Below are 14,963 nucleotides of genomic sequence, written 5' to 3'. Positions count from 1 at the left end.
TTAACGCACCTTTGTTGCTAAATATTGGTGCGTTACGGCGGATTGGTAAATTTTCGTAAAAATCTCAAGTTGGTCGCCGCCTAACGCACCCTACAATAAAGAAACCGGGTTTCTGTGAGCATTTTGGTTGGGTGACAGAGATTTGGTGTCAATTACCCGGTTTCTGAATTAAGTTTACCGCTGATGCTATAATCAAATAATCATATCTATAACAATCGATAACTAAGATGTCGCCCGCTAAAGAAATCTCAATTTCCTTACCAACATCCCTAGTACAATTTATTGAGAACTATAAAACCGCCAAAGGATGTCAATCCCCTGACCAAGTGATTCAATTAGCTTTAGAATTATTGAGAAATCAAGAACTAGAATCCGCTTACAGAGAAGCATCTAGTGAAATTGATTCCGCTTGGGATATTACAATTGCCGATGGATTAACCGATGAAACGTGGTGAAATTTACTATGCTAATCTCAGTCCGGCGGTTGGATCGGAAATGGATAAACGCCGCCCCGTGCTTATAGTAAGTAACGATGCAAATAACCGCGCAGCGGATACAGTGACAATTCTACCCATTACCTCTAATGTGACTCGCGTTTACCCTTTTGAAGTGTTAATCAATCCAGAGGATAGCGGTTTATCCAAGCCTTCCAAGGTGCAAGCGCAGCAGGTGCGAACTATTTCTAAACAAAGGATCGGTGGGGATGCCGTGGGTTTTTTGAGTCAGGAAGTTATGCAAATAGTAGAGACTGCCCTCAAACTCCACTTCAAGCTAGATTAAATTTCCTCACGATCGCCATTGATTCATTCACCTTTATTTGTGGTTAAAAAAGCGCGATTCCCGTCTCTGGATCCGCTGCGCGGAATCGCGCCTCAAGCAACTAAGCAAAAAAACCGGGTTTCTATGAGTATTTTGGTTGGGTGGCTTTCGATGGTCGTAAATTACCCGGTTTCTGAAGCCCTCTACCAACCCCAAAACGGCGATCGCTTGCCATTACAAAATAGTTAAATAAGTGTCCATTGAGTCTTTGGTAGCGTTAGTTGGGGGTAAATTTCTGCCTCCAATTAACCATCTCTATTGCCAACGTAACGCACCTTTTTGGCTAAATATTGGTGCGTTACGGCGGATTGCTAAATTTTCGTAACAATCTCAAGTTGGTCGCCGCCTAACGCTACAATAAAGAAACTCACTTTTTGGCTAAATATTGGTGCGTTACGGCGGATTGCTAAATTCTCGTAAAAATCTCAAGTTGGTCGCCGCCTAACGCACCCTACAATAAAGAAACTCAAGTTGGTCGCCGCCTAACGCTACAATAAAGAAACTCACTTTTTGGCTAAATATTGGTGCGTTACGGCGGATTGCTAAATTTTCGTAAAAATCTCAAGTTGGTCGCCGCCTAACGCACCCTACAATCAAGTAAAATTTCTCAGTAAGTCTTTGGTAGGGTGCGTTAGTTGGGGGTAAATTTCTGCCTCCAATTAACCATCTCTATTGCCAACGTAACGCACCTTTTTGGCTAAATATTGGTGCGTTACGGCAGATTGCTAAATTTTCGTAAAAATCTCAAGTTGGTCGCCGCCTAACGCACCCTACAATCAAGTAAAATTTCTCAGTAAGTCTTTGGTAGGGTGCGTTAGTTGGGGGTAAATTTCTGCCTCCAATTAACCATCTCTATTGCCAACGTAACGCACCTTTTTGGCTAAATATTGGTGCGTTACGGCGGATTGCTAAATTTTCGTAAAAATCTCAAGTTGGTCACCGCCTAACGCACCCTACAATAAAGAAACTGCCTCATTAACAGTAAGATTATTTTCAGAGGCAATATTTTCAATTAGATAGTATAATTCATCAGGCAAGTTTTCAATTTGCAGTGTAACCATTGCCATCACACAATAAATTGATTGAGCGATATTACCAGTTTAACTTAATAACTGCCAGAAAATCAACCCAATCCACCTGATTTAGGGGAGTTCGTGAGGAGGAGAGGTATTCGCAGAACCCGACCCTACAATTATTAATTATTAATTATTAATTATCCAAGCGATCGCTTTCAATTACAAAATAGTTAAATAAGTGTCCATTGAGGTTTCGGGTAATAGCTTTAATTGCTGATTTGTCAAATCCAGTTCGATTCCTAATGCTTCCAAAGGCAAAACCCCCAAAAGCGGGTCGCGTCCTCCAGGTAATTCTAAGCATTCAAAAGTTCCTTCTCTACCCAATAGGGAAATACTAGCGTCTCGGAAAACTCTGGCTTTACTGAATCCGTTAGCCGTGGCTACATCAACTTCTTTTAGTAATTCTAAACCTAATTGGGCGATCGCATTGGAAGGAAGGCATAATGTCGTAGCTCCTGTATCCACCAGAACATTATTTAAAGTTAGCGATCGCACTTGTTCGACTGGAATCAAACCTTGTCTGGCATTGGCTTGGTCGATCCGGTTCGTTATGGTTAAAGTCGTGATAATTCGGCCCATGGTCTTTTCTGTGGGATTTGACATGATTGTACCTCCTGCTACTCTACCTCAATTATGACTAATTTTTGAGCAGAGGTGGGATTTCCAAAGCCATGGAGTCTCATGATCACCTTCAACTCAGAAACCGGGTTTTTGCCAGTTTCATCACCAGTTTAGCACAAGAAAGCCAACCCAGCACAGACACAAACGGGGTTGCTCATGTAAAATTATTAATTAGTTAGCGGGATCAGAAACCGGGTTTCTGGAAATCGGCTTTTTGGGGGGAGTTATATTACCTACTATAAAATTATCAATTATTAATGATTAATTTTATCGACTTTTATATTCCAGCTTGGGAAAACTGTAGTCAGTACGATCGCCAGTCGGGATTTTTCGCCAGCGCACTCATTCGCCGGGTCGCCGCCGGGTTGGGTCTCCTGTTGCATAATCATGGAAAAATGCGATCGATTATGGGTTGTCAGTTTCACCCGGGGGACTTGGAGCCTATTCAAACATCCTCCGGGCGGCCGGGTTTCACTTCCAAAAAGAGGGCGATCGCCTTTGGACTCTCTTATCGGACAATGGCCACAATCGCCGGGTCACTTTTCCCCGGAAGCCTTCGAGGATGACCCCGACCTAGCATTGATGACCTGGGGCGACCCCCCTCTGTCACCTTCTCCTAGAAACCTTTAGGGCGACCCTCCCAAAAAAAGCCCCCAGGGGTTGACAACCACCCAGAGTTAATGCTAATATATTGACATATTGTTTAATAATCGAATATTTGCTAAAATCCAAAAAACGGCAATATTTCGATTATATCAAATAATAGCACGGTGAAAGACAAAAAGCAAGCCCGCCCACTGACCAAAAAAATGGGGGTGGTAAGGAAGGATAGTTTTTGGGGACGGTATCAATTTTATCAGCTAAGTTGTTCTTGATGTCTCCATAGAGTGATACCCTAAGAAATGGCAATATTAAATTCTTCTAAAGCTTGCCGAAACATCGGATTAGCGAAATAAGGAAATAGGCGAAAGCATGGTCAGCACCGCAGAAAAAACAAAAATCGGCTACATTACCCAAGTAATTGGTCCAGTTGTAGATATTAAGTTCCCTGATGGCAAACTGCCGGAAATCTACAACGCTCTGAAAATCTCTGGCAAAAACGAAGCCGGCCAAGAGATTTCCGTGGTCTGTGAAGTTCAGCAACTTCTTGGGGATAACCAAGTGCGATCGGTTGCCATGAGTGGTACAGATGGCTTGGTTCGGGGTATGGAAGCCACAGACACAGGGAGAGCGATTCAGGTTCCGGTGGGTTCTGGAACTCTAGGTCGTATCTTTAACGTGGTGGGCGAACCCATTGATAACCTGGGTCCGGTTCCCAATGATGAAACTTCTTCTATCCACCGCCCCGCACCCGCTTTTGTAGATTTGGAGACTAGCCCATCGGTCTTTGAAACAGGCATTAAAGTGGTAGACCTGTTGGCTCCCTATCGTCGTGGAGGCAAAATCGGCCTATTTGGGGGGGCTGGTGTTGGTAAAACTGTAATTATTATGGAGTTGATCAACAACATCGCTAAGGCTCACGGGGGTGTTTCCGTGTTTGGTGGTGTGGGAGAACGTACCCGCGAAGGGAATGACCTCTACAACGAAATGATCGAGTCCGGCGTAATTAACAAAGAAGATCTGGGTCAGTCTAAGGTGGCTCTGGTTTATGGACAAATGAATGAACCCCCCGGAGCGCGGATGCGGGTGGCTCTGTCGGCTCTGACAATGGCTGAATACTTCCGTGATGTCAGTAAACAAGACGTTCTATTATTTATTGACAATATCTTCCGGTTTGTACAAGCGGGTTCGGAAGTGTCTGCTCTCCTGGGACGGATGCCTTCTGCTGTGGGATATCAGCCCACGTTGGGGACGGAAATGGGTGAGCTGCAAGAACGGATTACTTCTACGAAAGAAGGCTCGATTACCTCTATTCAAGCGGTATATGTTCCGGCTGATGACTTGACCGACCCGGCTCCGGCTACTACTTTCGCTCACTTGGACGCGACCACTGTATTGTCTCGTTCTTTGGCATCTAAGGGTATTTATCCGGCGGTTGACCCCCTCGATTCCAGTTCCACTATGTTACAGCCTAGTGTGGTCGGGGAAGAACACTACCAGACCGCTCGTGCTGTACAGTCTACTTTGCAGCGCTATAAAGAACTGCAAGATATTATCGCGATTCTGGGTCTTGATGAACTTTCTGAGGAAGACCGCCTGGTTGTGGCTCGGGCTCGGAAAATTGAACGGTTCCTATCTCAGCCTTTCTTTGTGGCTGAGGTGTTTACTGGTTCTCCGGGTCAATATGTGCCCCTGGAAAAAACTATTAAGGGCTTCCAGATGATTCTCAATGGAGAACTTGACGATATGCCAGAACAAGCCTTCTATATGGTCGGTGATATCGATATGGCGATCGCTAAATGGGAAAAAATGAAGGCTGAGAATAAATAACTCGGTCTGATTAACCTGCAAAGGTGTAGTTAGAGAATCAGAGTCAGAGGAGATAATCCGCCTGATTCTGATTCTTGAGTGCAAAAAAGGCGCTTCAATTGTGGATTTTACTATTAATAACTGAAAATGACATTAACTGTGCGTGTTATAGCCCCTGACCAAACGGTTTGGGATGATACGGCTCAAGAGGTGATTCTCCCAAGCACTACCGGTCAGCTTGGTATTCTTAGTGATCACGCTCCCCTACTAACGGCTTTAGATCCGGGAGTTATGAGAGTGAGAGCTAAAAATGAATGGGTGACTATTGCCCTCATGGAAGGGTTTGCCGAAGTTCAAAATAATGAAATAACTGTTCTGGTCAATGGTGCCGAGAAAGGTGCAAATATTGATGTGGGGACAGCCCGCGAAGCCTATAATCAAGCTCAAGCAGCCGTAGAAGCTGCTAACGCTGGTGGGAATGTGCAGGAGCAAATGAAAGCGAAGCAAGGGTTAAAGCGTGCCAGAGCCCGTCTACAGGCGGCGGGTGACAAGGCAATGGAATAACCAGTTTCTGGTGAAATCAACCACCAAGATCAAAGAGACAAGGCGTGCTTATAGACAGGGCGTGCCTTGTCTGTACATTTTTTATCAAAATGTTTAGTGATGGTTTTTCAGACTGCCAATTAGCGTGAACTAACCAACGACACACAACAGTATGATCGCTAATTTCCCATGGACGGGAAATACAACCTGGGAGTTAGGGTTTGCCACCACATCAAATGCGATCGCTACCTCTACAGTATTCAATAGATATCGCCAACAGCGAGGAAAGGTTAGTTGGCAAGGAGTCTAACCGTCCCTAGAGGTTCGGTAAATACCCCTTCATCAAAATGACTAACCACCCACAGTATAGAGATAAGAATCGATCCTGAAGATCTTATTCAAATAAGAACCCCCGGACTAAATTAAAGTTTCCAGGTTTGACCTGTGGTCAGATACTTGGGCAAATCAATAGCGCCTGAGTAAAGCCGATTTTGTAGTTATGATAGGAGCCAAGACACCAATATGGGAAAAGTAGTTGGAATTGACTTAGGAACCACAAACTCTTGTGTAGCGGTAATGGAAGGTGGTAAACCCACTGTAATAGCCAATGCAGAGGGTCTTCGCACCACCCCGTCAGTAGTTGCTTATGCTAAAAATGGCGATCAGCTAGTGGGACAAATCGCCAAGCGCCAAGCGGTCATGAACCCGGACAACACATTCTATTCAGTAAAACGGTTCATTGGTCGTAAGCAGGAAGAAGTTAGTAATGAGTCTACAGAAGTTTCTTACAAGGTTCTCAGAGACAGTAGCGGCAACGTTACGTTAAGCTAGACTGTCCCGTCCCGCACGAGATAGACAATTTGCGCCAGAGGAAATTTCCGCCCAGGTACTACGCAAACTGGTGGAAGATGCTAGTACCTATCTAGGGGAAACGGTAACGGAAGCTGTAATCACTGTTCCGGCTTACTTTAATGACTCTCAACGCCAAGCGACTAAGGATGCTGGTAAAATTGCTGGTGTTGAAGTTAAGCGGATTATCAACGAGCCTACCGCTGCTTCCCTAGCCTATGGGATGGATAAAAAAAGCAATGAGACTATTTTAGTCTTTGACCTTGGGGGTGGTACTTTTGATGTTTCCATCCTAGAAGTGGGTGATGGGGTATTTGAAGTATTGGCTACCTCTGGTGATACTCACCTCGGTGGTGATGACTTTGACAAAAAAATAGTGGACTACCTCGCTGGGGAGTTCATGAAAGCAGAAGGTGTTGATCTGCGTAAGGATAAACAGGCGCTACAACGTCTAACAGAAGCGTCGGAAAAAGCGAAGCAGGAACTATCTAGCGTTACCCAAGCTGAAATTAACTTGCCGTTTATTACGGCGACTAGCGATGGTCCTAAACATTTGGATATGACCCTCACCCGCGCTAAGTTTGAGGAAATCTGCTCTGATTTAATTGACCGCTGTCGCATTCCTGTGGAAAATGCGATCCGGGATGCGAAACTGGATAAGTCTGCTATTAATGAAGTGGTAATGGTAGGAGGTTCTACCCGTATTCCAGCGGTTAAGGAGTTGGTTAAACGGGTTCTGGGTAAGGAACCTAACCAAACGGTGAACCCTGATGAAGTGGTGGCTGTGGGTGCTGCGATTCAAGCGGGTGTTCTGGCTGGTGAGGTTAAGGATATTCTGCTGCTAGATGTTACTCCTCTGTCTCTGGGTGTGGAAACCCTGGGCGGTGTGATGACTAAGATTATTCCCCGTAATACCACTATTCCTACTAAGAAGTCTGAGGTGTTCTCAACAGCAGTTGATGGTCAGACTAATGTGGAAATTCACGTTCTCCAGGGTGAACGGGAAATGTCCAATGATAACAAGAGTTTGGGAACTTTCCGCCTCGATGGGATTCCTCCGGCTCCCCGTGGTGTTCCTCAAATTGAGGTAACTTTTGATATTGATGCCAATGGTATCTTGAATGTTACTGCTAAGGATAAGGGTACTGGTAAGGAACAATCTATCAGCATTACTGGTGCTTCGACTTTACCGGATACGGAAGTTGAACGCATGGTTAAGGAAGCTGAAAAGAATGCAGCCACCGACCGTGAACGCCGTGAACGTATTGACCGTAAGAACCAGGCTGATACTTTGGCTTATCAGGCTGAAAAGCAAATTTCGGAACTGGGTGATAAGGTTCCCGCTGATGATAAGTCTAAGATTGAGGCTATGATTAAGGACCTGCGGGATGCGATCGCTCAGGAAAATGATGATCAGATTAAAACCTTGACTACAGATCTGCAACAGGCGCTATATACTCTCAGCAGTAATCTATATCAGCAAGCTGGTGGCGCTGCGCCGGGTGCTGAGGGGCCTGGACCGGGTGCTGGTCCTACTGATGGTGATGGAGGCGGTTCTGATGATGTAATTGATGCGGACTTCACCGAAGCTAAATAAGTTAGTAAAGGTTGAGTATTGCAGATAATTTGACTCGGATTCTATGATAGAGGGTATTATATTAATATCCCTCTATTTTTTTGGGAATTTGTCGAGGAGGTTCTTTGAAAAAAGCGATCGCACTACGAGAACTCAGACAATTTAGTGATTTTTTAGATCGAGCTATTCGCATTCCCGGAACTTCCCAAGGTATTGGTTTAGATCCTCTCATCGGATTAATTCCTGGTGGTGGTGATTTATGGGGAGCGGTATTAGCTGCATATATTGTGTTTAGGTCTTTGCAATTAGGTGTACCTAAGAAATTATTGCTGATTATGACATACAATATTGTCATAGATACGGTGTTAGGAAGTGTGCCAATATTTGGTGATTTATTTGATGTATTTTGGCAAGCCAATGTTAAAAATGTCGATATATTAGAGTCATATTTAAGTGATTGTGAAGGGGAAGATATAAACAATATTAAAAACTATTCAGCCGGGAATTTTTCGGGTAAAGGTTGCCTGATATTTACGGCGGTGTTATTCGTCACATCAATCATAGTTTTGGCATTAATAATTATTGTGTCTTTCAGCGGTTAAATAATGTGGAATTGCCTATATATATGGGCAGAGATTGGGGGTTAATCCTAATTAAATATCAAAAGGCGATCGCTTGAATCATACTTAACAAAAATTTAACATATAGTAACTGCCAGGATAATTAGGGAGTTGGCTGTTCCCTGTGGTAAGTAAAGACCAGGCACAGCTTACCCCTACTTTTCAGTGTTAAACTTCCTGTAGTATGTATTACCTGTTACCCGATTCAGGTATTATCCAATCAATCACCTGTTTCCCGGACTCCCGGGATTAATTTGAGATTATGGCAAAATCTAAAAAAACCGACAACTCCACATCTGTCAAAATTGACATGAAGGACCCTCAATACTTTTTTAACCGAGAACTGAGTTGGCTAGAATTTAACCGCCGGGTACTAGCGGAAGCATTAGATCCTCGCACGCCACTATTAGAGCGTCTAAAATTCATGGCAATATTTAGTTCCAATTTAGACGAATTTTTTATGGTGAGGGTAGCCGGGTTAAAACGCCAAATGGAAGCCCATGTTAATAAACGTACCCCTGACGGTCGCACTCCCAGACAGCAGCTTACAGAAATTCACGAGAAGTTGCTACCCATGGTATCTGAGCAACATAATGTTTTTGATAAAATTATCAAACCTGAACTAGGACAACATAATATTCACCTCCTGAACTACATTGACTTAAATCAGGAACAGCGGAACTATTTACACGAGTATTTCGAGTCACAAATTTTCCCAGTTCTCACTCCGTTAGCCATTGATAGAAGCCATCCTTTTCCCTACTTATCTAACCTCAGTCTTAATCTAGTGGTGGTGCTAAAAAATCCCGAAACTAACGAAGATCTATTGGCTCGAATTAAAGTCCCGAAACTATTACCTAGATTTATTGCTATTCCCGACCAATTCCAGAAACGGGAAGAGAGCGAAAGTTGTTTTTGGGCGGGAGTTCCAATTGAACAGCTAATTGCTCATAATTTGGAATCTCTATTTCCCGGAATGAATATCCTCGATTACTATCCCTTCCGAATTACCCGGGATGCGGATTTATCGGTTCAGGAGGATGAGGGAGATGATTTATTACTAGCGATTGAACAGGAGTTAAGAAAGCGACGTTTAGGCGGTTCGGTGGTGAGATTAGAAGTAAATACCGCCATGCCTGAGTATATCCGAGATATGTTAATGGAGGAACTAGAAATAGATCCAGAGGATATTTATAGCTTAGATGGACTGCTAGACCTGAAGGATTTGATGTCATTTATAGGCCTTCCTATACCGGAGTTAAAAGATCCTGATTGGACTCCGGCTCTACCCAAATGGTTAGCTGATAGTGATGAAACTACCTGTTCGAGTAATGGGGAACTGGAAAAGGATATTTTTGCAATTATTCGACAGGGTGATGTATTGGTGCATCATCCCTATCAATCTTTTTCAGCGACGGTACAGCAGTTTATTACCCAGGCGGCGGATGATCCGAATGTGTTGGCGATTAAGATGACTTTGTACCGAACTTCTGGGGATTCGCCAATTATTAATGCTCTCATTGCGGCGGCGGAGAATGGTAAACAGGTGGCGGCTTTAGTGGAGTTAAAGGCGCGATTTGATGAGGAAAATAATATTCATTGGGCGCGGAAGTTAGAACAGCGGGGAGTTCATGTGGTTTATGGGGTGGTGGGGTTAAAAACCCATACCAAAATTGTGATGGTTGTGCGCCATGAAGAAGGTCATATCCGCCGTTATGTTCATATTGGTACGGGGAACTATAACCCGAAAACGGCGAAACTTTATACAGATTTGGGGTTGTTTAGTTGTCGGGAAGAGTTGGGAGAGGATTTAACGGATTTGTTTAATTTCTTGACGGGGTATTCTCGCCAACAGTCCTATCGAAAATTGCTGGTTGCGCCTGTGAATATGCGCGATCGCTTTTTGGGTTTAATTCGCCGGGAAATTGACAACTGTAACGCCGGGAAGACGGGGCGAATTGTGGCGAAGATGAATTCTTTAGTAGACCCGGAAATAATTGCTACTCTTTATGAGGCTTCCATGGCGGGAGTAACGATTGATTTAATTGTGCGAGGGATTTGTTGTTTACGTCCGGGGGTGAAAGGAATTAGTGAAAATATCAATGTAATTAGTATTGTGGGGCGATTTCTGGAACACTCTCGGATTTTCTATTTCCACAATCATGGTGAGGAGGAGGTTTATATTGGTTCAGCAGATTGGATGCCGAGAAATTTAAACCGACGAGTAGAGGCGATCGCACCAGTAGAAGATCCGAAAATTGTCAAAGATTTACAGGAAATCCTAGGGATTATGCTATCAGATAATCGTCATGCTTGGGATTTACAGTCTGACGGGATTTATATTCAGCGTCAACCGGCTGATAAGGCTCCTGAACTAAGCGCCCAAACAATTTTTATGGAAACAGCGGAAACGGGGAAATAAAGTCCCATCAAAGTGCGAAAAACCCCACCGTTTATAGGTGGGGTAAATTTTCCTAACTGTTAGGAAATCAACCTCTAATTCCCCCTGTTATAAAGGGAGAATTAAGGAGACTGAATTAGTCTAGGTCAGGCATAGCGAGAACTGGCTCAGTCTCGCGATCAATTCCTTTTTCAAAGCCAGCCACAGCAGCGCGGGCGCGACCTGCGTGCCACAAGTGACCAACCAGGAAGAAGAAAGCGAGAATAAAGTGAGAAGCAGCCAGCCAAGCACGGGGGTTAACGTAGTTGAACCCTTGAGCTTCAGTAATGATACCGCCTACGGAGTTGATAGAACCGTTAGGAGCATGGGTCATGTACTCAGCAGCGCGACGTACTTGCCAAGGCTGAATGTCATTTTTGAGCTTGTTCAGGTCAAGGCCGTTAGGTCCACGCAGAGGCTCAAGCCAGGGGCCTTTGAAGTCCCAGAAACGCATAGTTTCACCACCGAAGATGATTTCACCAGTGGGGGAGCGCATCAGGTATTTACCCAGACCAGTGGGGCCTTGGGCGGAACCGATGTTAGCACCGAGTTTTTGGTCACGAACTAGGAACACAAAGGACTGAGCTTGGGATGCTTCAGCGTTAGTGGGGCCATAGAATTCGCTGGGATAAGCGGTGTTGTTAAACCAGACGAAAGCAGAGGCAATGAAAGCCATCAGAGACAAAGCACCGAGGCTGTAGGATAGATAGGCTTCTCCAGACCAGATGAAGGCACGACGAGCCCAACCAAAGGGCTTAGTCAAGATGTGCCAAACACCACCAGCGATGCAGATCAGACCGATCCAGATATGACCGCCGATGATATCTTCCATGTTGTCCACACCAATTATCCAACCTTCACCACCGAAGGGGGCTTTAAGTAGGTAGCCAAAGATAACCAACGGGTTTAGGGTAGGATTGTTGATGATGCGAACGTCACCACCACCAGGAGCCCAAGTATCGTAGACACCGCCAAAGAACATGGCTTTGAATACGAGTAGAAGCGCACCGCAGCCCAACAGAATCAGGTGATAACCGATGATGTTGGTCATTTGGTTTTTATCTTTCCAGTCGTATCCGAAGAAGGAGGAATATTCTTCCAGGACTTCAGGACCACGAACAGCGTGATAAATGCCACCTAAGCCGAGAACTGCAGAGGAGATCAAGTGTAGTACGCCGACGACAAAGTAGGGGAAAGTGTTAATCACTTCACCACCAGGCCCGACACCCCAACCTTGGGTAGCCAAGTGAGGCAACAGAATCAGACCTTGCTCATACATGGGCTTTTCGGGAACGAAGTGGGACACTTCAAACAGGGCCATTGCCCCAGCCCAGAATACAATGAGTCCAGCATGGGCTACATGAGCGCCCAGCAGTTTTCCAGAAAGATTGATTAAACGAGCGTTACCAGACCACCAGGCGAACCCTGTGGATTCTTGGTCGCGACCGCCTAAGTAAGAATTGCTAGAGAGCGTTACCACGCGGTAATACCTCCTCAGGGAATACAAAGTTTTGATGAGGTTGATCGGCTGGAGCCATCCAAGCGCGAATACCCTCGTTGAGCAGAATGTTCTTAGTATAGAAGGTTTCAAACTCCGGATCTTCTGCGGCGCGTAATTCTTGTGACACGAAGTCATAAGCACGCAGGTTTACAGCTAGACCCACTACACCGATGGAACACATCCACAGACCTGTTACGGGAACGAACAGCATGAAGAAGTGTAACCAACGTTTGTTTGAAAAAGCAATACCGAAAATTTGAGACCAAAAGCGGTTGGCTGTCACCATGGAATAGGTTTCTTCCGCTTGGGTCGGTTCAAAGGCTCGGAAGGTGTTAGATCCTTCTCCGTCTTCAAACAGGGTGTTTTCTACTGTAGCACCATGAATAGCACATAGTAGCGCACCGCCGAGGATGCCCGCAACTCCCATCATGTGGAAGGGGTTTAGAGTCCAGTTGTGGAATCCTTGGAAAAATAGGATAAACCGGAAGATACCTGCTACACCAAAGCTGGGAGCAAAGAACCACCCCGACTGACCCAAGGGGTACATTAAGAATACGCTCACGAACACGGCAATAGGGCCGGTGAAAGCGATCGCATTATAAGGACGAATGCCAACCAACCGGGCGATTTCCAACTGACGCAGGCAGAACCCAATCAGTGCGAAAGCTCCATGCAGGGCTACAAAAGCCCATAAACCCCCTAATTGGCACCAGCGGGTAAAGTCCCACTGAGCTTCGGGACCCCACAGGAACAGTAGGGAGTGCCCCAAACTGTTAGCGGGGGTGCTGACGGCAGCGGTCAGAAAGTTGCAACCTTCTAGGTAGGAACTGGCGAGTCCGTGGGTGTACCAAGAGGTAACAAAGGTGGTTCCTGTCAACCATCCGCCGATAGATAGATAGGCGCAGGGGAAAAGCAGGATACCCGACCATCCCACAAATACGAACCGATCGCGCTTCAGCCAGTCATCGAGGACATCAAACCATCCTCTAGTGACTTGAGGGCGCTCGACTGCTATAGTCATTTGAGAACGTTCCTCGGGATTTTCTAAAGATCATGCTTTGTTAAGCAAGTTAACATAAATATATATTACAGTTCACATTTTTGGCAAAGATTTCTGAGATTTTTATGAACACACAGACAGAAAAGGCCGCTATGGGCGATCGCATTCTTGAAAAGCAAATCTTAGGTTCGCGTCGCTTCAGTAACTACTTTTGGGCGACCACAATCACTATTGGCGGGGTAGGTTTTCTGCTGGCTGGGCTTTCCAGCTATTTGGGCCAGAACCTGTTACCCTTTGCTGACCCTTCCCAACTAATTTTTCTTCCCCAGGGGCTGGTCATGGGACTTTATGGCACTGCTGCCATATTATTAGCGACATACCTATGGCTAGTCGTTATCTGGGATCTTGGTGGCGGTTACAATAGATTTGACCAGGAAACTGGGGAAATCGAGATTTTTCGTTGGGGGTTTCCTGGCAAGAACCGCCGGGTTGAGTTCAACTGCAATCGTTCCCAAGTCCAATCTATTCGGGTAGATCTCAAAGAAGGACTTAGCCCCCGTCGCGCCTTGTATCTAAAATTAAAGGACAGGCGGGAAATTCCTTTAACCAGGGTGGGCCAGCCTATGGCTTTATCTGAGCTAGAAAATGATGGGGCCCAACTGGCTAAGTTTCTACAGGTTCCCTTGGAGGGACTTTAACATCAGGTACATGAAAAATAGACTACTAACCATGATTAGAGGGTGGCTGTGGCTTTTGTCTCTGGTGTTCCTGGTTCTGGTAACTGGCTGTGGTAACCCATCAGTTGGGGACTCCATGGGGGTCCAAAATACCACGCCACCCGGCGGCAGTCAAAGGGCTGCTTCCATTTCTGCAACTAATAATTCAAGCATAATGAGCAATTTACCAAGACTCGAAGGAAAGGCAACTATTGTCATGACGGTTAACGGATCGCCGATTACCATTGAGGTAGACGGCATAGCAGCCCCAATTACGGCGGGAAATTTTGTAGATCTAGTTAATCGTGGGGTTTATGATGGGGTGTCTTTTCATCGTGTCGTGCGCGACCCACAACCTTTTGTGGTTCAGGGTGGCGACCCCCAAAGTAAGGATGAAACTGTTCCGACTTCTCGGTTAGGTACGGGGGGATTTATTGACCCGGACACTTCCCAACAGCGCTATATCCCCTTGGAAATTAAACCGAGGAATGCGGATGAACCGATTTATGGCAAAACCTTTGATCAGGCTAAGATTAATGTGGCTCCCCTATTAAGCCATACCCGGGGGGCGGTAGCTATGGCTCGTTCCGCATTACCTGATTCTGCTTCCTCTCAGTTCTATTTTGCTCTGTCGGATTTGCCTTTCCTAGATGGCAATTATGCGGTTTTTGGCTATGTTGTCGATGGTATGGCGGTTGTAGACCAAATTGAACAGGGCGATCGCATTGAGTCGGCTAAGATTATTACGGGGTTAGAGGACCTCCAAAATTAGCAGATTGTTACGATTTGCAAC

12 protein-coding genes and 1 pseudogene are annotated in these 14,963 nt (G+C 45.4%); 10 read left to right on the top strand and 3 right to left on the bottom strand.

Annotated elements, in window-relative coordinates; translation table 11 throughout:
• Positions 1-227 precede the first annotated feature (227 nt).
• On the top strand, positions 228-455 hold the full coding sequence (locus XZ46_RS08730) for a hypothetical protein (protein WP_006620406.1): 228 nt from the start codon (positions 228-230) through the stop codon (positions 453-455).
• Positions 442-780, top strand: coding sequence for a type II toxin-antitoxin system PemK/MazF family toxin (locus XZ46_RS08725; protein ID WP_006620407.1), 339 nt, complete (start codon positions 442-444; stop codon positions 778-780). The genes XZ46_RS08730 and XZ46_RS08725 overlap by 14 nt, the downstream gene beginning before the upstream one ends.
• Before the next feature lie 1,274 nt (positions 781-2,054).
• On the opposite strand, the gene XZ46_RS08720 is transcribed toward XZ46_RS08725, so the two are convergent.
• Positions 2,055-2,498, bottom strand: coding sequence for an aspartyl protease family protein (locus XZ46_RS08720; RefSeq protein ID WP_006620410.1), 444 nt, complete (start codon positions 2,496-2,498; stop codon positions 2,055-2,057).
• A gap of 275 nt (positions 2,499-2,773) precedes the next feature.
• On the opposite strand from XZ46_RS08720, the gene XZ46_RS08715 reads away from it, so the two are divergent.
• The 6 genes and pseudogenes from XZ46_RS08715 to ppk1 all read left to right on the top strand — a co-directional run bounded on the left by XZ46_RS08715 (position 2,774) and on the right by ppk1 (position 10,935).
• Complete coding sequence (locus XZ46_RS08715; RefSeq protein ID WP_048895013.1) at positions 2,774-3,082, top strand: phospholipase D-like domain-containing protein; 309 nt, start codon at positions 2,774-2,776, stop codon at positions 3,080-3,082.
• Between the two features lie 406 nt (positions 3,083-3,488).
• On the top strand, positions 3,489-4,946 hold the full coding sequence (gene atpD, locus XZ46_RS08710; protein WP_006620412.1) for a F0F1 ATP synthase subunit beta: 1,458 nt from the start codon (positions 3,489-3,491) through the stop codon (positions 4,944-4,946).
• A gap of 126 nt (positions 4,947-5,072) precedes the next feature.
• The gene (atpC, locus tag XZ46_RS08705; protein ID WP_006620413.1) at positions 5,073-5,489 is read left to right on the top strand and encodes an ATP synthase F1 subunit epsilon; all 417 of its coding nucleotides are present in this window, start codon (positions 5,073-5,075) and stop codon (positions 5,487-5,489) included.
• 501 nt (positions 5,490-5,990) lie between these two features.
• Positions 5,991-7,914, top strand: a pseudogene (gene dnaK, locus XZ46_RS08700) (molecular chaperone DnaK).
• Between the two features lie 104 nt (positions 7,915-8,018).
• Entirely contained in the window at positions 8,019-8,495 is a 477-nt protein-coding gene (locus tag XZ46_RS08695) for a DUF4112 domain-containing protein (protein ID WP_006620416.1), read from the top strand.
• A 280-nt stretch (positions 8,496-8,775) separates the two neighbouring features.
• Complete coding sequence (gene ppk1 / locus XZ46_RS08690; protein ID WP_006620418.1) at positions 8,776-10,935, top strand: polyphosphate kinase 1; 2,160 nt, start codon at positions 8,776-8,778, stop codon at positions 10,933-10,935.
• Positions 10,936-11,050: 115 nt separating this feature from the next.
• On the opposite strand, the gene psbC is transcribed toward ppk1, so the two are convergent.
• Together psbC and psbD are read right to left on the bottom strand one after the other, a co-directional pair.
• Positions 11,051-12,433: a photosystem II reaction center protein CP43 gene (gene psbC, locus XZ46_RS08685; protein ID WP_006620419.1), complete on the bottom strand. Its 1,383-nt coding sequence runs from the start codon at positions 12,431-12,433 to the stop codon at positions 11,051-11,053.
• Positions 12,417-13,475: a photosystem II D2 protein (photosystem q(a) protein) gene (psbD, locus tag XZ46_RS08680; protein WP_006620420.1), complete on the bottom strand. Its 1,059-nt coding sequence runs from the start codon at positions 13,473-13,475 to the stop codon at positions 12,417-12,419. Before psbD ends, psbC begins: the two co-directional genes overlap by 17 nt.
• A 104-nt stretch (positions 13,476-13,579) precedes the next feature.
• Between psbD and XZ46_RS08675 the strand changes: the two genes are divergently transcribed.
• Together XZ46_RS08675 and XZ46_RS08670 are read left to right on the top strand one after the other, a co-directional pair.
• A complete protein-coding gene (locus tag XZ46_RS08675) occupies positions 13,580-14,152 on the top strand; it encodes a photosystem I assembly protein Ycf4 (RefSeq protein ID WP_008049765.1) in 573 nt (190 codons plus the stop codon).
• Between the two features lie 10 nt (positions 14,153-14,162).
• Entirely contained in the window at positions 14,163-14,942 is a 780-nt protein-coding gene (locus XZ46_RS08670) for a peptidylprolyl isomerase (RefSeq protein ID WP_008049763.1), read from the top strand.
• The last annotated feature ends 21 nt before the right edge of the window (positions 14,943-14,963 follow it).

The organism is Limnospira indica PCC 8005, assembly GCF_000973065.1.
GTDB classification, from domain to species: domain Bacteria; phylum Cyanobacteriota; class Cyanobacteriia; order Cyanobacteriales; family Microcoleaceae; genus Limnospira; species Limnospira fusiformis.
Note: the sequence above shows the minus strand (reverse complement) of the source record. Positions and strands in the feature narration are given on the sequence as shown.